This window comes from Vibrio sp. 10N.261.45.E2 (genome assembly GCF_002875705.1).
Lineage (GTDB): Bacteria > Pseudomonadota > Gammaproteobacteria > Enterobacterales > Vibrionaceae > Vibrio.
Genome location: NZ_MCZZ01000151.1, coordinates 39086 through 60087 on the forward strand (window position 1 = coordinate 39086; position 21002 = coordinate 60087).

Sequence of the window (21002 nt, forward strand, 5' to 3'; positions counted from 1 at the left end):
GGTCTAATGACTATGCTAAAGCGCGCGATACCAGCGACGATGATCATTGCAGCATGCAGTTTACCTGCGCAGGCTGAATGTGACTTTTTTAGCTTAGACTCGATCATGCTGACCTCTGATGATGAAAATAGCTGTTTAGATTTTTCTACAAGTATTGAATCTTTCGGCCAGCGAATGCTGGAAATCAGTGGTTTGAGTGAAGAAGAAGCCGAAAATACGCCGGACTATTGGTCTGATTGGGTAATCCAAACTAAAGACACGCCACTGTTAACCCAAAGCCTCGAGTCAAACTATGTTGGTTTGGGAATGTGGTTCCCTGAAGACTTGGAAGACGAGCAGTATGATATGTCGACTGAAGAGTGGTTGATGAATCATGGCCTTCAACTCAGTATCGGTTTTGGTGAGAAGGTGGACGGTCAACCGCGTATGCGCTTTGATTATCGTTGGCATGATTCACGTGACGCTGACCTAATGATGCAGGTCGAATTGCCATTCTAGGTAGACGCATATAGTTCGCTATCTTCGTCTAACTACTAAGAATTAAAAAAGCCGCAAAAACTCAGTTTTTGCGGCTTTTTAGTATCTGATGTGTTGGTGTCAGCAAGAGTGATAGCTTATCGCCAAGCTATAAATCTTCACCGAAAACAAGCATGCACAATTGCTCGAACTCTTCCTCTTTACCTGAGAATAGGTCATCAATCACAAGTGAACGCTTTTGACCAGACTGCATGCGTTTCTTCGCTTCTCGCATTACCATTACCAGAGTGTGCTCTTGTGGTAGATTTGAATCATCAATGTTCCACTGATTGAATCGCTGAGACAGAGCACTTTCACAAAGCAGTGGCTTAAACGACAATACTTCTTGCTTCAATACTGAGAGCATATCTTTAAACGCTTGTTCCGTATTATTGGTACTGGAAGCACGAGCTTTGGTTTGCTCGAGCTTTTCTAGTAATGCCGAAGAGAGGTTGGTTTGCGTGATGTAACCCGCTTGTCTTGGGAATGAATCTGTTAAACGTACAGAAAAGTCGACGCGGTTAACCTGCGTGTTTGGAAAGTAAGTCAGTGACGTTAGGCAATCGTATGGAATCCAGACGCTTTGTCCTGGTTCAACGGCGTACTCCTGTTTACCCAGCTTAATCAAAACCAAGCCACTTTGAACCGATACAAGGCTATGTTTAAGTACTTTCTTGCGTGGTGTGATCACCAAGTGTGAAAAGTAAGCCGATGTATATTCAATAGCGAAGTTCATAGATAGTACCTTAATTTTGGGGCGTCAAGATTACCGTTAATCTTAAAGAATGCCAACAATAACAGGGGATTTTCGATGTTTCTGGTCTGACCTTGTCAAAAGTATGGGCTCTGTAGCTGCGAGAAGTCAAAACAACGCGTAGAATGAGCCAGCTTTTTATTATATGAATTAAAAAATGACCTCTCCAACCGATCCATATGTTGATATTCGTCCTTACGGCGATGATGAAATTCCAGCGGCACTAAACCGTCTTATTAATGATGAAGAATTTATCAGTGCAATCTTGCACTACCGTTTTTCAAACCATGCGTCTTGGTTCAAAGCATTAATGAGCCCAATTTTGCGTGTGTACTTGAAAATGAAATGGAGCAAGCTGACTAGCGTTGAATCCATTCAAATTGAAGTAAAAAAATACTTACGCGATACGCTAGCGAAAACCACCAATGGTGTAACGTACACGGGTGTCGAGTCACTGGATGCGAATCAAGCTTACCTGTTTGTATCAAACCATCGTGACATTGCTATGGATCCGGCGTTAGTCAACTACGCTCTGCATCAAAATAATCATCAGACTTGTCGTATTGCTATTGGTGATAATCTGTTGAAGAAGCCATGTGCGACTGAATTGATGCGTCTGAATAAAAGCTTCATCGTAAAGCGTTCTCTTAAAGGACCACGTGAGATGATGAAAGCGCTAGGGCAGTTGTCTTCTTATATTAAGCACTCTCTAGACACGGGTAACTCAATCTGGATCGCGCAAAAGGAAGGTCGTGCTAAAGACGGTAACGATTTCACTGAGCCAGCAATTTTGAAAATGTTCCACGTTGAGGGACGTAAGCAAAAAATCGCTTTTCCTGAATATGTGAAGTCATTGAAGATTGTTCCTGTGGCTATCTCTTACGAGAACGATCCATGTGACACGGCTAAAGCGATAGAGCTTTTCGAAAAAGATGTAAATGGCAGTTACGAAAAGGGTGAGTTTGAAGATATCGAAAGTATCATTCAAGGTATTATCGGTAATAAAGGACGCGTTCACGTTGGCTTCGGTCAGGTTATCGATCAAGATTTTGATACGCCTGAAGCATTAGCTGAAGAGATCGATCGTCAGATCCACGATAACTACAAACTGTTCCCAGTAAATTTGCTGGCAGCAGAAAAAGAAGACGAGTCGATTACCGCTGCAGTTAAGCAAGAGTTTGAAGGTAAATTATCGAGCCTGCCACAAGGTGCTCGTCAGTACTTGATCGACAGCTATGCGAACCCTGTGAAGAACATTGGTTAACGAGCATTCGTTAACTTGCTAGTTGATTAACAACTTGATTGAATTGAAAAAGGAGCCTTAAGCTCCTTTTTTGTTTCTGAATCACGACTTGCTGCTGATACAAGCATTAAAGCATTAGCGTATTAAGCTGAATTAGCGAGCGACAGCGCCACCGAGCTCGAGATTGGTCGGCCATGTGGTCACAGTGTTGCCGCCCAGATAGATGTTGCCTTTTACAGTCATAGTGTCGGGGAATGATGTAATCCCAGAACCGCCTATATATAAGTCGCCCTCAATCACGATCCCGTTGGGTAGTTCTGTCAAAGGGGTGCGGATCACACTTAGATCGCCTTTCACTCTAAAGCCATTCGGCAGTCTTTCCAGTGGAGTGTCCGTGAGGTTGATAAACCCGCCCACTCTGACACCCCTTGGCCAACTGGTGATTTGGCTGCCAATTAAGTCGACGTAACCTTTTATCTTAACCCCAGTCGGGATTCGAGCAAGTTGGCTGTTAGAACCTTTAAGGCTCCCGTTCACTTCCAACCCTTTAGGTAGGCGAGTGATCGCAGTGTTCTCTATATTGAGGTTACCATCTACCACTAAGCCTGTCGGAAGTGATGTATAAGGCTTATTTCGTAGATATAAGTTCCCGTAATTATCGAGATGGTTCAATATTTGATAGTGATCGAGTGGTTCAGCACTGACATTTGTTATGGTTAAGGAACCAATAATAAGTGCAATTATTCTGAGCATAACAGGCTTCTTATTACGATAAACGCTAACACTATAATGGAAAAATTATTCTCGCATAGCGTTTTACCCATTTGGTGATAGATTAACGAGAAATTGAGCAAAGATGGTAGGTAAATCAATGGTTAGAGTTAATACACGAATTACTAAGGTCTTTTTGATTGCAGGTGCAATGTTTTGCTCAATGTCTGCGAATGCCAACAAAGTAATTTCAACGCCTGGCAAAGCAGCGGTAGTGGTAACACAAGGTAGCCAACCGCAACGAGTTTGTTATTACGATGACAAGGCTTATAGCATTGGGGCGGTGTTAGAGGTTGGTGGTGTAGTGATTCAATGCGCTGCAGAAAACGATTTTGAGCAAAATGGTTCACTGGCTTGGATTCAAATAAAAAAAGACGAGTAATGTACTCGTCTTTTAATAAGAATATAAATGCTTATATTAACGCGCTAGAGAGCGAGTCTTAAGTTCAAAAATAATCTTCTCAGCGCTAACTTCAAATTTAAAGCGAGCGTGCAATTCCGTGCTTTCTTCAGTCATCTCTGACGTTTCAAATTCAACGTTGCTAGACACTTGTTTAGCAAGCTCAACGTACTTAGCAAACTCAGATTCAATCAGTGCTTTTGAGTTTCCGTAAACCGTTACTTCAGCAACATCGTCGCCTTCTTTGATGATGAACCCGATTTCGCCTGCACAGCCGCAAGCCTCACATACATCGTTGTTACCATTATCTTGGCTCATAAATAATCCTCTTACAAAGTCTGAGGTTATTCTAACGAGCAATTTGAACTGTATCTACAAAAATTAAAATCTTTGAACTAATTTATACTGGTATGCTATGTTGTTTGTTGAAGGGGTTAAATGAATGTGTACATTCGCGTCGCTAAATATGTATGTGATCTATCTCATGTTTTGTTGATAAGCCGTGTCATTAATTTGTTAGAATATCATTCAGTTAGTTGCGTCATAACTAATTTTATAAGACTATCTATTGCTTGATAGGTATTTATACAATGAATTTATTGTTGGGTATTTGATATTCTAAGTTGTTATTTTAGATTAACCACTTAGAGAGGTAAGGTAACTTTCGAAGAATAATTAGACAAAGTGCCCAAAGAGGCAGCACTGTAAAATTGTTCGTACAAAGTATTTGTAGGTATTTAATGGAAATACTTGCGAAAAAATACCTTGCTCACATAATGCTGATAACGATTTTCATACTGACTTCATTTGATTGAGTTAGATGGATTTACAAAGAGAAGAGCCTGAATATGCCAAAGCGTAGTAAAGAAGATACAGAAATCACGATCCAGAAAATCATGGATGCCGTTGTAGACCAATTACTAAGATTGGGTTACGACAAGATGTCATACACGACGTTGAGTCAACAAACGGGTGTTTCTCGTACAGGTATAAGTCATCACTTTCCAAAGAAAACGGATTTTACTGCTGCTCTAGACGGTCGTATTTTCAAGATGTTCATGGAACACATTGACTTTGAAAATGGCCTTGATGCATTTTCAGCGAGCTGGGTTAAAGCACTTGAAGACGCTGAGTTCCTAGCAATCTTACGTTTACTTTTCCATCATATCGTTACTGCTGAGAGCGCACACGAGTTCGCTGCAAACGGTATTGATCGTCTATACAAGCTGACCGAAACTCAGTTTGGCGATACTAGCGGTAAAGAACTAGAGTGGTTGATTGGTAAATCATTGATTCGAATGAGCCAATAATCAGCACTCATTAAAGGAAGCTCCTGCGGGGGCTTTTTTTGTGTCTGCAGTTTCACTTTTCTGCGTTTCTCTCACAATTTTCTCACCGATGTTGTTGTCTTTGTGTCGCATTGAATGATGTTAAGTGAAATTATTTCTTTTCTTTTTATACGCTTACGTTCACGCTTTGTTTTGCTATCCAATTTTAAACGTTAAGTCTCTCTAGCTGATAATGTTCATTTCTAGAGCCTCAAACGCTCAAGGTGAGACGTTTTGGTGTTTATTGCTTGGTTATCAATAAAACTGAATTTAAAGCGAGAGAGTGGCTGTGAGCCAATAAAAAGCCTCGATAAAATCGAGGCTTATAGTGACTTAATTGTTATTAGAGGCGGGTGCTCAAAATGAGCAGGATCTAAATCGAGTTTATTGTGCCGGGTGTACTTGAGGAAAGCTCATGGTTGGGTGTTTTTCTACGATACTTTTGTAACCGTACACATCTTCAATCATCGAAGGTTTCAGTGCATCCCAAGGGCTACCATCACAAACCAAGTTACCGCCTTTCAATACCACCAGTCGGTCGGAATATTGAGCAGCTAGGTTTAGGTCGTGTAAAACTACGATAACGGCGGCGTTGTGGCTGTCGGCTAATTCTCTCGCAATTTTTAAGGTGTTGTGCTGGTGGGCGAGATCCAGGGCTGACGTCGGTTCATCGAGCATCAAAATACACTGGTCACCAGAGTGGTGAAGCTGAGTTAACACTCGAGCTAAGTGAACACGCTGTTTTTCACCGCCAGATAGGGAAGGGTAGAGCCTTTCACTCAGGTGAGTGACATCAGCCACATCCATTTTTTGGCTAGCGATACTAGTGAGCTTTTTGTTTGATTCTTGCAGAGGAATACCACCAAGCTCAACAACTTCATGTGCCAGAAATGGGAAGGTTAACGTACTGTGTTGAGGAAGCATCGCCAAGTGTTTCGCCAGCTTCTGCGAAGGCCACTTGTCTTTGGTGTGCCCAAAATACTGGATATCACCCTTGCTCGATATCTCCTGACATAAGGCTTTTAGCAGTGTACTTTTTCCTGCGCCGTTTGGCCCAAGCAGTGTGGTTACCTTTCCTGCTTCAATCTCAATAGAAACGCCATCTAATATCACTTTACTGCCGAACTTCACTTCGATGTCGGTCGCTTTTAAAGCTGAAGGAAACATTAAAGGATTCTCCCTTTCTGTTGAAATAGTAGATACAAAAAGAATGGAGCGCCGATGATTGCGGTGACAATACCTACTGGCAACTCAGCTGGTGCCAGTGCCACGCGTGAGAACATGTCTGCAGCCGTTAGTAGTAATGCTCCTAGAACCGCTGACAGGGGAAGTAGCACTCGATGATCTGGGCCCGCTAACATGCGACCTAAATGAGGGATAACAAGTCCGATAAAGCCAATCATGCCTGACAGGCTCACTGTGATACCAACGCCTGCAGCCGTTAGCAGAATCAACTTTCGTTTTAACTTTTGTACTGGAATTCCAAGGTGTTGCGCTTCTGATTCACCCAGCAATAGGGCATTCAAAGACATCGCTTGGCGATAAAACACGACAAATAGACCAACGAGCGTAACCGCAGCAAGCAAAATACCCGACCACTTTGCGCCTGCCAGTGAACCCATCGACCATAGTGAAAGGTCACGCAGCATTTGGTCATCAGCAATGAAGTTTAAGAAGCCAATACCTGCGCCTGATAGTGCACTGATTGCCACACCTGCAAGCAACATGATGGTTACTGAAGTGCCGAATTTGCCAGTACCCAGTTTGTAAACCAGCAGCGTGGTTAAGGCGCCGCCCAAAAAGGCAAACACAGGAACTGCAGCAAAGTTCATGAAAGCAGGGTATTGAAGCGAAAGCTCCGAGAAAAGTACGATGGCCAACGCTGCACCTAATGCAGCGCCAGCTGAAACACCAATGATCCCAGGCTCAGCAAGCGGGTTTCTAAATAAACCCTGCATCACAGCACCACATAGCGCGAGGATTGCACCGATTAGCATGCACAAGATAGTTCTAGGCAAGCGAATTTCTTGAATCACCAAGTTGATGTGAGGTGCTAAGTCATTGTTTGGTTGGAGTAAGCTCGCTGCGCTGTCAGCCAAGCTGATGTTCATTGGCCCAACGGTGATTGAAAATAGTGCGACGAAGACTAGGGTAGCACCTAAGCCTAACATCGACGTTTTCAGAGGTACGGATCTTAACAACATAAAGGGCCTCAATGTCCATAACTAGATTCAGTTTACATCACCAACACTATGAGAACTGGTTGGTGATATGAACTGTGTTAACAATAGTTGGAATAGGATGGTTGCGTTATAGCGGATAGATAAGTGCGTTTAATCGTTTCGCTTCTGAAAGGCTTTCCAGACCAAGTCCGCCCACTAAAGCGCTGCCATTAACCGTGATGATTTGCTTGTTCATACCTGCAGGCGTTGCCGCTAGCATAGGTAGTGATTTCAGGATGGCATCTGCACCGCCCATTTTTTGATAACTACGGCCGCTTACTAAAATGACATCAGGTTGCATCTCAACGAGTGATTCCATTGAAAGTGGCTTGTAAGACGTTAGGCTCTGAGCAGCAGGGTTGATACCGCCAGCTAATTCGATGATTGCGTTTGGTGATGTTTCACCGCCAGCAACGTTCGCAGGACGACCTTCATGCAGCAATAAGAAAAGCACCTTCTTTGCTTCGTTGCTTGGTACTTGGTTCGCTTTCAGTGCAGCAATCTTCTGATTTACTTCAGCTTTAACTTGCTGTGACTGTGCTTCGGTATGGGTAATCTTGGCGATTTGGTCGATACGCTTTAATAACCCTTCAACGTTTGCTTCGGTGTTGACGATTTCTACATCGACCCCTGCCGATTTCAATTGAGAGATCGCGTTGTCTGGTCCCATTTCATCTGAGCCAATCAAAGTGGTTGGTTCTAGGGCAAGTAAGCCTTCCGCAGACAGGTTTCGGTGATAGCCAATTTTTGGCAGGTTTTCTGCTTGAGGAAAGTGGCTGGTTACATCTATCGCGACTAACTGCTCTTCAGCACCCAATGCCAAAACCAACTCAGTAACCGCACTGCCTGCACTGATGATTCGAGGTTGTTCAGTGTTGTTGGCCATTGCGGTTGGTGCGCTAAGTGCTAAGCTCATTGCGGCCACTGAAAGAAGGTGTGTCTTGATCTTTAATGTATTGAGCACGTTTAAGTTGTTCATAATATTTATCTTTATACTTTCTTGTGATGGAGAGTAATTGCGAAGATACCCAGTGAGAAGTCCGTTCGCATTGTGAGTTCGAATCTATAGAGAGGTTTAGCTGTGGCTATTTGGTCTTAGTAGCTAGAGCCTAACCTCGTGAAAATAGAGAGTTGTTCTAGCCATCGTCAGTGAGCAATTGAGTCGCTGGTATTCCGTTCTCTTGAAGGAATGAAAGCAACTTCACTAGGTTCTCCACGTTGGCAGCTTTATCTGCGCCAATGATGATCGGCTTTTTATCCGCAGAACCTGTCTCTTCTAACAAGGCTATCTTGAAATTTTCCCAGTCGATGTACTCTTGGCCGTTAATCGCCCAGTAGGGTTCGTGGTCTAAAATATTGACGTTAATCGAATCTTTGTGGACCTCAGAAACGTTTTTGACATCCGAGCTTGGCAGCTCAACTTCTAGCGATTCCAGCTTTACCGATGCAGTAAGCAATAGGAAAACCATCACGATAAAAATGATGTCGAGTAGCGGTGTTAAGTCTGGTGCTAAACTCTGTGTGTTTGATGAGTGGGGCGTTTTAATCATGCTTGGCTCACATCACCGATAGAGGCTTTGTTGACAGGCTTACCTTGAGTATCGTCAGATTGATTGGTTTGAATCGACATACCTTCTAACCACACATTCACATAGTTCAGAGTATGTTCTAGTTGAGCAAGCACTCGGTCAGCCCATAACCCAAGAAGCTGTGTACCAGAGATTGCAGGAAGCGCAATCATCAAACCCGCAGCTGTGGTTCGCATTGCTAATCCAAGACCGTCAGCCAAATCATTAGGCGTGATGCTGCCTGTTGTCGCGGCAACGCCTTTAAACATCTCAATAAGGCCAAGTACCGTACCAAGCAGTCCAATTAATGGGCTGATAACGCCGATTAAACCAAGCAGCCTTAGACCAGCGTGCAGTTGGTGGCGTTTTTCTTGTAGCCAGATCCCCGCTGCATCTTCACGTAAGCCTTTAGAGAAAGAGTGGTGAGCAAGCAACATCGATACGCCCTTGTACAGGAGCGGTCGTTTACCTGAAATCGACTGAGCGAGTGCTTCAATCTCTTTGCTGTTGGTTGGTGAGATCTGATTGAGCTCACGACGAATGGCACGTTTGCCAACGCCAATGCTTAACATAACTTGGAAGACACGTTCTGTGATTATCATTGCTGTTAATGCAGAGCAGATAAGAAGAGGCCAAGTCATTAAGCCCAGTTGATCTTGTAAGTAACTGATTTGTTGCATGATTAATCCAACCTAAAACGAACAGGTATTTGTACTCGGTGAGCAATCGCTCGACCATTGACAGTATGAGGTGAGAATTTCCATTGTTTAATGGCGTCTAAAGCGGCGTTATCGAGCATTAGTGCGCCTGATGAATTTACTAATGCTTGTTTAATTTGTTTGCCTTCTGCGTCTAACCAGATCTCATAAGTTGCGACACCTTCAACGCCACGACGTCTGGCTTGGCGAGGGTAGTTCGGTGGAGTCGGGCGAGAAGAAAACGAAGGCTTAGTGATTAGCACCGGCTCTTGGTTTGATACGCCTTGGTTCACTTCTTGAGGTTGATTGGCAGACTCGTCCATATTCTTATCGACTTTCTTGTCGGCCAGCTTCTCTGGTTGCGGTGCTGGTTCTGGGCGTTCTTTCTTCACGACCTTTTTCTTAGTTACCGGTTTTTTTTGAACCGACTTCTTTTCGACTTTCTTTTCAACAACCTTTTTCTCTACTTTCTTAGGTTGAGGCTTATTGGTGATCGCTTTTTTCTTTGGTGTCGGTTTGGCTTGCTTTGGCTCAACGGCCTTCGGTTCCACAGGTTTAGGTTCGGCTTGTGAAACCGTTTCCTCAATTGGTTTGGGTTCAACGGGTTCTGTAACCGTTTTTTGCTGAGCTTGAGAAGGAGCACTTTTAGGCGTGAAGTTGATCGATACCGTGTTCGATTGGCTACCAGCAGGCATCGCAAATACTTTGGATTCTTGAGCGACAAACAATAGCGCCGCATGAATCACCAAAGATGCACCGCCTGCAATAACATATCTAGGAACGTTCACAATCAATCCTTTACCAAATCAAAATTCTGTATCAGATTATTGCTTAGAATCTAAATAAGATCAATTATCAATTGCATTATCATTTGGCTCTATTTATGATTCTCTCAGTTTTTAGCGAATAGTCTTCCAGACTTTGCTATGTAAGTGTTTAGAGAGATTATATGAGTCTTAATATTTATAAATTTGACGAATCAATCTTGGGTGTTTCTAGCCCAGACCCGCTTCGTTTTGCGTTTGCGAAAAAGCATTCAGCACATGCCGGAGGAAGTTCAATTCCGGTCGACCCGAGCAAGAAGTTGGAGCTTTTTGATGAACTGATGCTAAGCGAAGGGAAGAAACAGGATAAGCGTTGCCTGTATATCCACATTCCTTTCTGCCGTGTGCGCTGTACCTTCTGTAACTTCTTCCAAAATGCCGCAAGCCGCAAATTAGTGGATGAGTACTTCGATGCTCTGATGGTTGAGTTGAAGCAAAAAGCCAAAACGCCTTGGGCTCAGTCTGGATTATTTCACGCCGTCTACATTGGTGGTGGAACACCTACCGATCTATCGCCTCAACAGGTAGAGCAACTAGGTAAGGCTATTCGCCAATATTTCCCTTTAGCAAACGATGTGGAAATGACTTTAGAAGGGCGCATCAATCGCTTTGGCGATGAGATGTTTGATCGTGCGCTTGAAGGTGGTTTCAACCGTTTCTCTTTTGGTATTCAAAGCTTCAATACTCAAGTTCGACGCAGTGCTAAGCGCCTAGATGACCGAGAGGTTGTATTGGAGCGTATCAGTTCACTAAGCCGCACCGAGCAAGCGCCTATCGTTCTCGATTTGCTATATGGATTACCGCACCAGTCTATGGAAGTGTTCCAACAAGATTTAGAAGACTACATGTCTACTGGCGCACACGGCATTGACCTTTACCAACTGATTGTTGCAGGCAATGCACCTATGCTTAATCTTGTGGAGAAAGGAAAAATCCCACCACCGGCCAATACGCCTGATAAGGCGAGCATGTACTTGGCGGGTGTTGAGTTCATGGCTAAGCACAAGGTTAAACAGCTGAGCGTGAATCACTGGACTCGCGATAACCGCGAACGCAGCATTTACAACAGCTTAGCGAAAACTTATGCCGAAGTGCTTCCAATTGGTTGTGGTGCTGGTGGCAACATTGGCGGCCATGGTGTGATGCAACATCGAACTTTAGACAGCTACATGGAGTCTATAAAACAAGGTCAGTTGCCGATTGCCATGATGACGAAGCAAAGCTCATTAGAGCCGATCTTCTCAACATTAAAGGCAGGCTTTGATTCTGGTGTTGTTAGAAGAAGCACGTTACCGAGCTTTATGGGACAAGACACGTTCGATTACTTGAAACCTCTGTTCTCACATTGGGAAAACAATGGCTTGGTTGAGCTTTCAGAAGATTATCTGAGCCTGACTATTGCTGGTAGCTTCTGGGCAGTAAGCCTCGCTCAGAGTGTGATTCAAGTGCTTAACGCTGAATACCAAGCAATGCACCCAGCGCCGAAAGCATCAGGTTCGGGCGTTCACCCGCATGCAAGCTTGAAGCACGCTTAATATCGAATTTTAAATTTAAAACTTACGTAAATTACTCGTTTATACGGAATATATTCAATGACAGATACAACATTAGAAATGACAGAAACTCTAGAACAACGCGTCGCTCGTATTCTAGAAGAAGAGCCAAAACTACTGCCGACAGCAATTGCTGAGAAGCTAGGTGTTTCAGAGGTTGAAGTAGTTGCTGCCTTTCCAAACGACATGGCGGTAATGCTAGATGGCAGTCGTGCTCAAGAAATTCTAGAAGGCTTAGTGGGTTGGGGCCCTGTGACCACAATCGTGCATTCATTCGGTTCTATCTTTGAAGTAAAAGCGCCGTTCCCGAAAGGTAAAGTAGCGCGCGGTTACTACAACCTGATGGGCAAAGAGGGCGAGCTTCATGGCCACCTAAAGCTTGATAACGTTAAACATATCGGTTTGGTGAGCAAAGCGTTCATGGGGCGTGAAAGTCATTACTTCGGTTTCTTCAGCGAAACGGGTGAGAACATTTTCAAGATTTACCTAGGGCGCAATGAAAAGCGTGAGCTTATTGCCGACCAAGTAGAACGCTTCAAAGCGCTAAAAGAACAAGCTTAAACAGAATCAGCTGTAATAGTTAATAAGACATCAATGCTCGAGGATCGTTTAGTTCGCTAATGATCGCTCAACCTCGAGCAAAAATAATAAATCAGAGAAAGTGAATAAAGGAATTACCCATGGAACAGCAAGTAAAACAAGAACGTCTACAAGGTCGCCTAGGTCCAGAAATTAAAGAGTTTCGCCAAGAGCGCCGTACCCTTCAACTTGCAACGGTTGATGAAGAAGGTCGCCCGAACGTAAGTTACGCACCTTTCGTTCAGAACCAAGAAGGTTACTTTGTTTTAATTTCTGATATTGCTCGTCATGCTCGTAACTTGAAAGCGAACCCTCAAGTCTCTTTGATGATGATTGAAGACGAAGAGAGCTCGAAGCAGCTTTACGCACGTAAGCGTTTAACGTTTGATGCTCAAGCAAGTGTTGTGGAGCGTGAAACGGAACTTTGGACTCAAGTGATCGGCCAGATGCAAGAGCGTTTTGGTGAAATCATTGATGGTTTGAGCCAACTTCAAGACTTCTCTCTATTCAACCTTAAAGCAGAGAACGGCCTATTCGTTAAAGGCTTCGGTCAGGCATACCAAGTGTCAGGCGACGATCTGGTGGACTTCGTTCACCTACAAGAAGGCCACAAAAAAGTATCTAACGAGTAATCTCGTTTAACCGATTTCTTCAGGAGCCCTCCAATGTGAGGGCTTTTTTGTGTCTAAATCAAAGAGTTTGGTATATTGGCGTTTGATGACTATTTATGTGTAAGGATCGGTACGTGAAACCAGTAAGTCGAGATTGGGACGAGTTCTGTTACCCATTTATCTATGAAGACAGCCCTATCTGTGATTTTGAGATTTTGTCGGATGAACTTTGTTGCCGAATTGGTTTGGTGTTGTCTTTGGAACTAGAGCTTCAGGTTCGTGAAATCCTGCAACGCTTGCAGCCAAACATCTACCACTTGAATGGATCTGTGCGCGGTAAGCTCGCCATCACTGAATCTGAATTGGTCGAGCTCAAGCAAGATTATCATCGTATCCGAGAGCAGCTAGAAGGTGGTTTTAAAGGCTTTGTCTTACCCGGTGGGCACCGTGTATCAAGCGAGCTTCACTTGTGTCGTTGTCAGGCTAAGAAAGTGGTGCGGGCTTTGGTGAGTATTGAACATCATGAGAGCAAAAAGTCACCGGATCCGATTCTTTTTAAATATGCTAACTTAGTCGCGAACACACTCTATGCATTGGCGTCTTTCACCAATCATGTGAATGAAGTCGAGGAAGTGGAGTTTGTGAGTAAGAGTTACTCGATGCCAAAAAGCTCTATGCCAACAAAGAAAGACTAACGGTTGGCTCGATTCTCACTAAGATTGGAAAAAGTAACAGACAAAGAAGTTAAACCATTGAGTTGATAATTGGTTTAGCTTCTAAAACAGGAGCCTAAGCAGCCGTTGAGGCTCCGTTTAAGACTTTTGCACCGCGTAACATTGCTTCGATTAACTCACCCGCATTGAACTTCTCAAGCGCTTCATGTGCCCCTACCTGATTTGCACGGTCGACACAGATCTCACTGGACAATGATGTGTGCAAAATACAATAAGCATGACTTAGAGCGCTGTCGTTTTGTACTTCAAACGCAAGCTCATAGCCATCGAGCCCTGGCATCTCAATATCGCTCACTAACAGGTCGACCGCATTACCCACGCTAGCTTGGCGTCTCATTAGGTCGATCGCATCTAAGCCATTGTTACAGATGCTATAAGGGATGTTGATGCTGTCTAGAGCATCAGATAGTTGCTTACGCGCAATTAACGAGTCATCAACCAATAAGATGTTCAACGCTTTGAGGCGCTCCCTCTCTACATCGGTCAGCATCGGGATATGTGCGTTCTCGTAATCTGGGTAGATCTTAGAGAGCAGCAGTTCTACATCGAGCATTTGCACGATACGATCTTCAAAACGCGTAATGCCCGTTACAAATACATTGCGTCCGACGCTTGCTGGTGGCGATTCAATACTCTTCCAATCACATTCAATGATTTTATCGATTGAGCGAACCAAGAATGCCACGACTGTTCTTAAGCAGTCGGTGACGATAAGTACACAGTCGTTATATTCAGCGGGAGTGATCGGGCGGAAGCCAATAGCAGCAGACATATCAATCACAGGAACAGTAAGGTCACGAATGGTCACTGTGCCAATCACGTGGTGATGAGAGTAGGGGATTTGGGTCATCGGTTGAAAAGGAACGATTTCCCTGACCTTAAGCGTGCCAATCGCAAAACTTTGAGTGAGGGACAACTTGAACATCAACATTCCCTGTGACTGACTCGCTTTACTGATCGGTTTGGCCATAAGTGGCTCCTACTTAATATGCGCTTAATTTATAAGGATTAATTTAAAGGGAAATGGAAGCCGCAGCAAGTCACTATGCGGTTTTTAACGACCTTTAAGGCAGTTGTTTTCGGTTATAGAGTGAAGAATCGCTGTTCTTGGGTTAAAATCACGCCAAACGTTGGCTGTCGATGAATTTATGTCGATAAGCCGTTAACGGTAAACAGATTTACAACAGTCAGTGCATTAGTGATGATTCTAAGTAATCATCGTAAGTAAACTGGCAGCAACAAACTGAGAATTATCATGGCAAGAACAGCAGCAGCACTTCATATTCTGGTGAAGCATAAAGAACTAGCAGAAGACATCATGACGTAACTTAAAAAGGGCGCTAAATTTCAAACGCTAGCGAAGAAACATTCAACTTGTCCGTCGGGCAAAAAGGGTGGTGACCTAGGCGAGTTCAAAAAAGGTCAAATGGTGCCTCAGTTTGATAAGGTTTGTTTCTCTGGCGAGACACTTGTACCACATCTTGTAAAAACAAAATTTGGCTGGCATGTAGTGAAGGTTCTTTACAGAACTTAGTCGTAAATATGTGTTAAATTGAATAAAAGGAGCGTATATACGCTCCTTTTTTGTGACTTTTTTGCGCGTTTTAAAGTACTACGGTTGAGTGTTCATCCCAGACGTTATGCGATAATTGGCGCTACGCCCTTAACTATCCGCCGTGACTAATCGGTGGGAGGAGGAGGGGTTTTAATGAGTAACTCATATAATAAATGCCATTCTTAAGGAAATTTATGCAGCTTTGCCTTTTAGCCTTTGTATTTATCTAGAAAGCTGTAAACGAGTTTGGTAGGAGAACAACATGGAGAGTTCAGCTATGTTAAGCAACCCAGCGACAGATGTCATATTACATGCCTTTGACTGGCGCTACGCTGACGTAATGAAGAACGCCCCACTGATCCAAGAGTTGGGTTATAAATCTGTTTTAGTATCACCGGCGATGAAATCGCTGCGCGGCCCTAAAGGTTGCGACCGAAATTCTGGCACCCAATGGTGGCAGCGTTATCAACCACAAGATTATCGCGTAATTGATAATCAGCTTGGTGACACGCAAGATTTCACTGCGATGGTGAATACGTTAAAGCAACATGGGCTTCGCACCTATGTAGATGTCGTGTTTAACCATATGGCCAACGAATCGGGTATCCGCGGCGATTTAACGTATCCCAATCAGCAAGACATGGCGTCTTATCAAAAAGATGCCGACTATTATGAATCCATACGTTTGTTTGGTGACCTTTCTGAGCCTTTATTTGATGAGAACGACTTCGTGGAAGCGTTTGGCATCAAGAATTGGAAAGACACTTGGGAAGTGCAAAACGGACGTATTACCGGTGGCGCTAGCGATCCTGGCCTACCAACACTGTTAGACAACGATAACGTCGTCGAACAGCAGAGAGCTTATCTGAAAGCATTGAAAGCCATTGGTGTGAAAGGTTTCCGTATTGATGCAGCGAAACACATGACGTTGTCACATTTGCGTAAAGTGTGGACCGATGATATCTGCGAAGAGATGCACATTTTTGGTGAGATCATCACCGATGGTGGCGCGACGGAAGAAGAGTATGAACTGTTTCTTGAGCCATACTTAAAGCACACTCGCTTAGGGGCGTATGATTTCCCGTTGTTTAACACCATCTTCAAAGCTTTCGAAGAGCAGGGCAGTTTTAAGTCTTTGATTAACCCTTATTGTTTTGGTCAGGCTTTGTCGAACATGCGAGCGATTACGTTCGCGGTTACTCATGATATTCCAAACAACGATGTGTTTTTGGACCATGTGATGGATGAAGTGGACGAACGATTAGCTCATGCTTTCATTCTTGGTCGAGATGGTGGAGTGCCACTTGTTTACAGTGAACTGAGCACCAGCGGTATTCTGGACAGGAGCGGTCAACCTCGTTGGCTTAACGACTGGCAAGCACCTTACATGAAAAACATGATTCAATTCCATAACCATGTTCATGGCGAAGCGATGCGTGTGGTTGAAGCGAATGATGATTTGTTGGTGTTTGTCCGTGGTGATAAAGGCATTGTGGTGATCAACAAGTCGAAACGAAGCAAAACAGCCTCATTAAATTGGACTGGCGCAGTGACCGATTTGTTGTCTGGAGAAGTGTTCGATTGTGTTGGCAAGGATTTAACCATTAAGGTGGAATCGAATCAGTGCATGATGCTGACGACCAACGAGATCGAGTCGGTTACGAGTTAACTCGCAGAGCGAGAAAATAGATAACACTAAAAAGAAAACCCCGCTTACTGGCAATCAGTAAGCGGGGTTTTTATTTCAAGTTATTGAACGGTGAGGTGGTTAAACCGTAAACTTGTTCAATAGCTCATCTTGTTGGCGAACATTGTCCGTTTGTACCTGCATTGCTGTGTTTGCTTCTTGAGCTGCATTGGACACTTGTGTTGAAAGGTCTTTGATCTTAACAGTGTTGTTATTGATCTCTTCTGCCACCAAGCTCTGTTCTTCTGCTGCTGAAGCTATCTGGATGTTCATATCTGAGATACGTTGAATCGCGTCACGGATGCGGTCAAGTGAAGAGTTTGCTTGCTGAGCACGTTCAACGGCGTCAGTAGCAGTGTCTTTACTTTGATTCATCGCATTCGATACTGAGCTTGCGCCAGCTTGGAGCTGCTCAATCATGTTACGAATTTCAGTGGTCGATTCTTGAGTACGTTGCGCCAGAGTACGAACTTCATCGGCTACGACTGCGAAGCCACGTCCTGATTCACCCGCACGCGCCGCTTCAATCGCAGCATTCAATGCCAGTAGGTTGGTTTGGTCTGCAATATCGTTGATTACTTTTAGAATCGTTTCGATGTTGGCCGTTGCCGATTCAAGTACTTGTACTTCGGTTACGGCTTGGTCGATACGAGCTGAAAGGTTATCAATCGCTTGGGTGGTGTCACTTACGACAGATGTGCCGTCTAGCGTTGCTTCGTCTGCTTCACGGGCTGCCGCTGCCGCACCTTGAGCATTGTTAGCTACTTCTGTTGCAGTAACCGCCATCTCGTTCATTGCAGTCGCTAACTGTTCAAGCTCTTGCAACTGGGTATTCATTGCGTTCGCTGATTCGCCCGCACCTTTCACTGTGATTTCCGTACCACGTTTAATCTCAACACCAATCGCTTTCGATTGAATGATCTGATTTTGCAGATTTTCGGTAAAGGTATTGAAGCCTTCTGCAAGGTCAGAAAACTCTTGGTCGGTGTTGGTATCGAGACGCTTAGTTAAGTCACCTTGCCCGCTTGCTACGTCTTGAATTGCTTGGTTCAGTGCATCCAGTGGGCGCATTAACACACGAATCAGAACAGTGAGTGCAATGATGCTTAGAATCACAGCAATCAAAGAGTAGATCATTGAGCTATGCTTCAATTCCTCAACCGTTTGGAATGCTATCTCTTCATCAAGGATTGCGCCAATGTACCAATCTTCACTTGGGATATGGGTGAAGTTAATGAGGAACATTTTGCCGTCGACTTCAATTTCTTGAGAGCCTTCGCGAATGGTTGCTTGTGGCATGTAACTTGATAGCATTTCACCATTGTTTTTCGCATTCGGGTGAGCAATCGTGGTGCCGTCGGCAGTCACTAGAAATAGGTAACCTGCATCAAACAAGTTCACTTGGTTTATTAACGTTGCAAGGTTAGTCAATTCTAGGTCATAGAACATACCCGCAGTGAAGCGCCCGTTGTCTTTAACTGGGGTGCCCACTGATATGATGACTTTCTTACTTGATACGTCCACATAAGGAGCGGTAACAACTAAACTGTTTTTGGATTTAGCATCAATATACCAAGGGCGAATTCGAGGGTCGTAATCTGGACCCGCTTCCCAACCGTCATCATTTTCAATAACGAAACCGTTTGCTTCGTAACCAAAACCAACCGCTAGGAAGCTGTTTTTAAGCTTTGGCTTTTCTAAGATTTCTTTAACGTAAGCGCGATCTTCAGGGTTGATCTCGATGACTTCAGTTGTCGATTGAGCTAAAGCTTTCTTGGCGTTCATTTCAGAGACGACGGTATTTTTCACGCCCGAGACCATCTCTTTCAAGCTCGTACTGACGTGGTTCTCTACTGCACTTCTTACAGTGTAAAGTTGTTGTATTGAAAGCAATGATACTGTCACTAGCAGCAAGGCTGATGATGCAGCAACCACCTTATGGCTAAATTTCATTGAGTTTTCCCCTTCTCACAAGCTTTGCGAAGACTAAAGTTAATTGTGTTTTTGTAATTATATATATCGACAAGATTGAATTTTACTTGAATGTAATTTCACAAATTAGACTACAAAAATACAACAACCCGCACAATGTAAAATTCAATTAATCACATGTTTGTTACTTTTAGCATTTGGTTCAATGAGTTGGGGAATGGGTCTTGACGGAATTTAAGGGGGTGTTAAGAATGTATTAATCTGATTCTTATGCGTTTGGTTTTCTATTTAGAGACAGAGCTTAGGATAAGTAATATGAAATCAAATGATATGCCAATGCTATATATTAGATAAAATATAAACAATGCTGTGTATATATATTGAGCAAATAAAAAGCCCCACAAAAGTGAGGCTCTATAAATCGAATCTTTATTTGATTATATAAGTAACGTCTAATTTAGAATATTAGATGCGCTACACCAGCGATAACTGGAAGCGTAATTAGAGTACGCAGAATAAAGATAATAAACAGTTCTAAGATGTTCACTGGAATCTTACTGCCTAGAAGCAGAGCGCCTACTTCAGACATGTAGATCAGTTGAGTTACCGACATTGCTGCGATAACAAAGCGCGTCATCTCATTGTCGATAGAAGCAGCAAGAATCGCAGGAATGAACATATCCGCAAAACCAACAACGATGGTTTCAGATGCTGCAACGGCTTCAGGTACACCAAGTAGTTCTAAGAATGGAATGAAAGGCTGACCTAGGAACGAGAATACAGAGGTGTATTCCGCAATCACCAACGCCATCGTACCAAGACCCATAACTACAGGCAGTACGCCAAATACCATATCCACAGCGTTACGGATGCCTTCAGCAAATACTGACTTAGCAGACTTAACTTGTGATGCTTTACTTACTGCTAACTCAAGACCCCAAGAGAACGTTGAGTGACCCGCAGGGATCGCATCAGCGTCTTTGTGTGGCTTGCTGCCATCAATGAAAGTATCTTTTTTCATGCTCAGTGGTGGAAGGCGAGGGATGATTACCGCTGCCACAATACCCGCTAAACAGATTGCTGCGTAAAAAGGTAGGAATAGGTGCTCGAGTTCTACCTGAGCGATAACCACAAGGCTGAATGTGATAGATACCGCTGAGAAAGTCGTACCAACAACCGCAGCTTCACGCTGAGTGTAGAATTTCTTCTCGTACTGTTTGCTTGTAAGCAGGATACCAACGCTGCCGTCACCTAGCCAAGAAGCCATACAGTCGATAGCACTACGACCTGGTAGGTTGAAGATTGGGCGCATGATTTTACTTAGTAGCGTGCCAAACAGCTCTAACAAACCAAAGTTAAGTAGAAGAGGCAGTAGCAAACCCGCAAAGATAAATACTGAGAACAGTGTCGGAAGCAGACCTTCTAGAACGAGACCACCAGTATTTTCTTCCCAAATAACCTCAGGGCCAACTTGGAAGAAAGCCATCACGGCTGCGGCACCACCAATTAAACGAACCAACAACCACAGCGGAGATGGGTTGAAAAGGCCGTTTAAAAATGAATTTGATGTAATGAATGCAGGCTTAAAAATGGTGCTTAAAACTGAAGTCACAGACATGAAAGCAACGATCGCAGTGATGATAGGGACTAGATACTCACCGAAAACCGCTTGAATTGACTTGGCTAAGATAGCTACAGGGATGGTTAGATCACCTTGATAGCTGATTGGTGCCATGAAAAGGAATAAACCAATCAATGATGGGATTAAGAAAACCCAGAAACTGCCTTTAGATTTCTCTGTTTGAGCAGTATTCGTGTTGTTAGACATGTTATTGTTCTCGAATTTCTACACGTAAAAAAGCCACATCCTTGGCATTTTTATTCACTAAACGTCCGTATTTTCTCATTGGATGCAAGATTACCCAGTATTAATATCGCTTGCAATACTATTCATCAAATATCGCTAAATATTCATGCTGGTTATTCTGTAGCGTCTTAAGAGTTTAGAATAAAGTGTTGCGGATGTT

Annotated in this window: 21 protein-coding genes and 1 pseudogene; 10 read left to right on the forward strand and 12 right to left on the reverse strand. The window is 43.6% G+C overall.

Annotated elements, in window-relative coordinates; all coding sequences use genetic code 11:
• Positions 1-6 precede the first annotated feature (6 nt).
• Positions 7-498 (forward strand): hypothetical protein, encoded by a 492-nt coding sequence (locus tag BCT34_RS20575; RefSeq protein ID WP_076651802.1) that lies wholly within the window; start codon positions 7-9, stop codon positions 496-498.
• A 127-nt stretch (positions 499-625) separates the two neighbouring features.
• On the opposite strand, the gene BCT34_RS20580 is transcribed toward BCT34_RS20575, so the two are convergent.
• On the reverse strand, positions 626-1252 hold the full coding sequence (locus BCT34_RS20580; RefSeq protein ID WP_076651803.1) for an AraC family transcriptional regulator: 627 nt from the start codon (positions 1250-1252) through the stop codon (positions 626-628).
• A 175-nt stretch (positions 1253-1427) separates the two neighbouring features.
• Between BCT34_RS20580 and BCT34_RS20585 the strand changes: the two genes are divergently transcribed.
• Positions 1428-2534 (forward strand): 1-acyl-sn-glycerol-3-phosphate acyltransferase, encoded by a 1107-nt coding sequence (locus tag BCT34_RS20585; protein WP_076651804.1) that lies wholly within the window; start codon positions 1428-1430, stop codon positions 2532-2534.
• A 132-nt stretch (positions 2535-2666) separates the two neighbouring features.
• Here BCT34_RS20585 and BCT34_RS20590 read toward each other — a convergent pair whose 3' ends face one another.
• On the reverse strand, positions 2667-3266 hold the full coding sequence (locus BCT34_RS20590; protein ID WP_076651805.1) for a hypothetical protein: 600 nt from the start codon (positions 3264-3266) through the stop codon (positions 2667-2669).
• A gap of 103 nt (positions 3267-3369) precedes the next feature.
• Between BCT34_RS20590 and BCT34_RS20595 the strand changes: the two genes are divergently transcribed.
• Positions 3370-3666 (forward strand): YnjH family protein, encoded by a 297-nt coding sequence (locus tag BCT34_RS20595; RefSeq protein WP_076651806.1) that lies wholly within the window; start codon positions 3370-3372, stop codon positions 3664-3666.
• A 36-nt stretch (positions 3667-3702) separates the two neighbouring features.
• Here BCT34_RS20595 and BCT34_RS20600 read toward each other — a convergent pair whose 3' ends face one another.
• Complete coding sequence (locus BCT34_RS20600) at positions 3703-4002, reverse strand: YfcZ/YiiS family protein (RefSeq protein ID WP_017629453.1); 300 nt, start codon at positions 4000-4002, stop codon at positions 3703-3705.
• 530 nt (positions 4003-4532) lie between these two features.
• Here BCT34_RS20600 and BCT34_RS20605 point away from each other — a divergent pair.
• On the forward strand, positions 4533-4994 hold the full coding sequence (locus tag BCT34_RS20605; RefSeq protein ID WP_061032208.1) for a TetR/AcrR family transcriptional regulator: 462 nt from the start codon (positions 4533-4535) through the stop codon (positions 4992-4994).
• 402 nt (positions 4995-5396) lie between these two features.
• Here the strand turns inward: BCT34_RS20605 and BCT34_RS20610 are convergent, their stop codons facing one another.
• From BCT34_RS20610 to BCT34_RS20635, 6 genes are all read right to left on the reverse strand, one after another.
• On the reverse strand, positions 5397-6179 hold the full coding sequence (locus BCT34_RS20610) for a heme ABC transporter ATP-binding protein (RefSeq protein WP_076651807.1): 783 nt from the start codon (positions 6177-6179) through the stop codon (positions 5397-5399).
• Entirely contained in the window at positions 6179-7216 is a 1038-nt protein-coding gene (locus BCT34_RS20615) for an iron ABC transporter permease (protein WP_076651808.1), read from the reverse strand. Before BCT34_RS20615 ends, BCT34_RS20610 begins: the two co-directional genes overlap by 1 nt.
• 106 nt (positions 7217-7322) lie before the next feature.
• Positions 7323-8213 carry an ABC transporter substrate-binding protein gene (locus BCT34_RS20620; protein WP_076651809.1) on the reverse strand — a complete coding sequence of 297 codons (891 nt, stop codon included), beginning with the start codon at positions 8211-8213 and terminating at the stop codon, positions 7323-7325.
• A gap of 157 nt (positions 8214-8370) precedes the next feature.
• Positions 8371-8784, reverse strand: coding sequence for a biopolymer transporter ExbD (locus BCT34_RS20625; protein WP_076651810.1), 414 nt, complete (start codon positions 8782-8784; stop codon positions 8371-8373).
• Complete coding sequence (locus BCT34_RS20630; RefSeq protein WP_076651811.1) at positions 8781-9482, reverse strand: MotA/TolQ/ExbB proton channel family protein; 702 nt, start codon at positions 9480-9482, stop codon at positions 8781-8783. Before BCT34_RS20630 ends, BCT34_RS20625 begins: the two co-directional genes overlap by 4 nt.
• A 2-nt stretch (positions 9483-9484) precedes the next feature.
• Positions 9485-10288, reverse strand: coding sequence for an energy transducer TonB (locus BCT34_RS20635; RefSeq protein WP_076651812.1), 804 nt, complete (start codon positions 10286-10288; stop codon positions 9485-9487).
• A gap of 161 nt (positions 10289-10449) precedes the next feature.
• On the opposite strand from BCT34_RS20635, the gene hutW reads away from it, so the two are divergent.
• The 4 genes from hutW (at position 10450) to BCT34_RS20655 (ending at position 13762) form a co-directional block, all read left to right on the forward strand.
• Positions 10450-11859 carry a heme anaerobic degradation radical SAM methyltransferase ChuW/HutW gene (hutW, locus tag BCT34_RS20640; protein WP_076651813.1) on the forward strand — a complete coding sequence of 470 codons (1410 nt, stop codon included), beginning with the start codon at positions 10450-10452 and terminating at the stop codon, positions 11857-11859.
• Between the two features lie 57 nt (positions 11860-11916).
• Positions 11917-12438: a heme utilization cystosolic carrier protein HutX gene (gene hutX, locus BCT34_RS20645; protein ID WP_048609727.1), complete on the forward strand. Its 522-nt coding sequence runs from the start codon at positions 11917-11919 to the stop codon at positions 12436-12438.
• A 119-nt stretch (positions 12439-12557) separates the two neighbouring features.
• The gene (gene hutZ, locus BCT34_RS20650) at positions 12558-13088 is read left to right on the forward strand and encodes a heme utilization protein HutZ (RefSeq protein ID WP_004731858.1); all 531 of its coding nucleotides are present in this window, start codon (positions 12558-12560) and stop codon (positions 13086-13088) included.
• A 113-nt stretch (positions 13089-13201) separates the two neighbouring features.
• Positions 13202-13762, forward strand: coding sequence for an ATP:cob(I)alamin adenosyltransferase (locus BCT34_RS20655; protein WP_076651814.1), 561 nt, complete (start codon positions 13202-13204; stop codon positions 13760-13762).
• A gap of 94 nt (positions 13763-13856) precedes the next feature.
• On the opposite strand, the gene BCT34_RS20660 is transcribed toward BCT34_RS20655, so the two are convergent.
• Positions 13857-14771 (reverse strand): chemotaxis protein, encoded by a 915-nt coding sequence (locus BCT34_RS20660; RefSeq protein ID WP_076651815.1) that lies wholly within the window; start codon positions 14769-14771, stop codon positions 13857-13859.
• A gap of 285 nt (positions 14772-15056) precedes the next feature.
• Between BCT34_RS20660 and ppiC the strand changes: the two are divergent.
• Both ppiC and BCT34_RS20670 read left to right on the forward strand, forming a co-directional pair.
• Positions 15057-15335: pseudogene (gene ppiC, locus BCT34_RS20665) on the forward strand (peptidylprolyl isomerase PpiC).
• Positions 15336-15618: 283 nt separating this feature from the next.
• A complete protein-coding gene (locus BCT34_RS20670) occupies positions 15619-17025 on the forward strand; it encodes an alpha-amylase family glycosyl hydrolase (protein ID WP_076651816.1) in 1407 nt (468 codons plus the stop codon).
• A 99-nt stretch (positions 17026-17124) separates the two neighbouring features.
• Here BCT34_RS20670 and BCT34_RS20675 read toward each other — a convergent pair whose 3' ends face one another.
• A complete protein-coding gene (locus BCT34_RS20675; protein WP_076651817.1) occupies positions 17125-18996 on the reverse strand; it encodes a methyl-accepting chemotaxis protein in 1872 nt (623 codons plus the stop codon).
• Between the two features lie 436 nt (positions 18997-19432).
• Positions 19433-20803, reverse strand: coding sequence for a YjiH family protein (locus BCT34_RS20680; protein WP_076651818.1), 1371 nt, complete (start codon positions 20801-20803; stop codon positions 19433-19435).
• Positions 20804-21002: the final 199 nt, after the last annotated feature.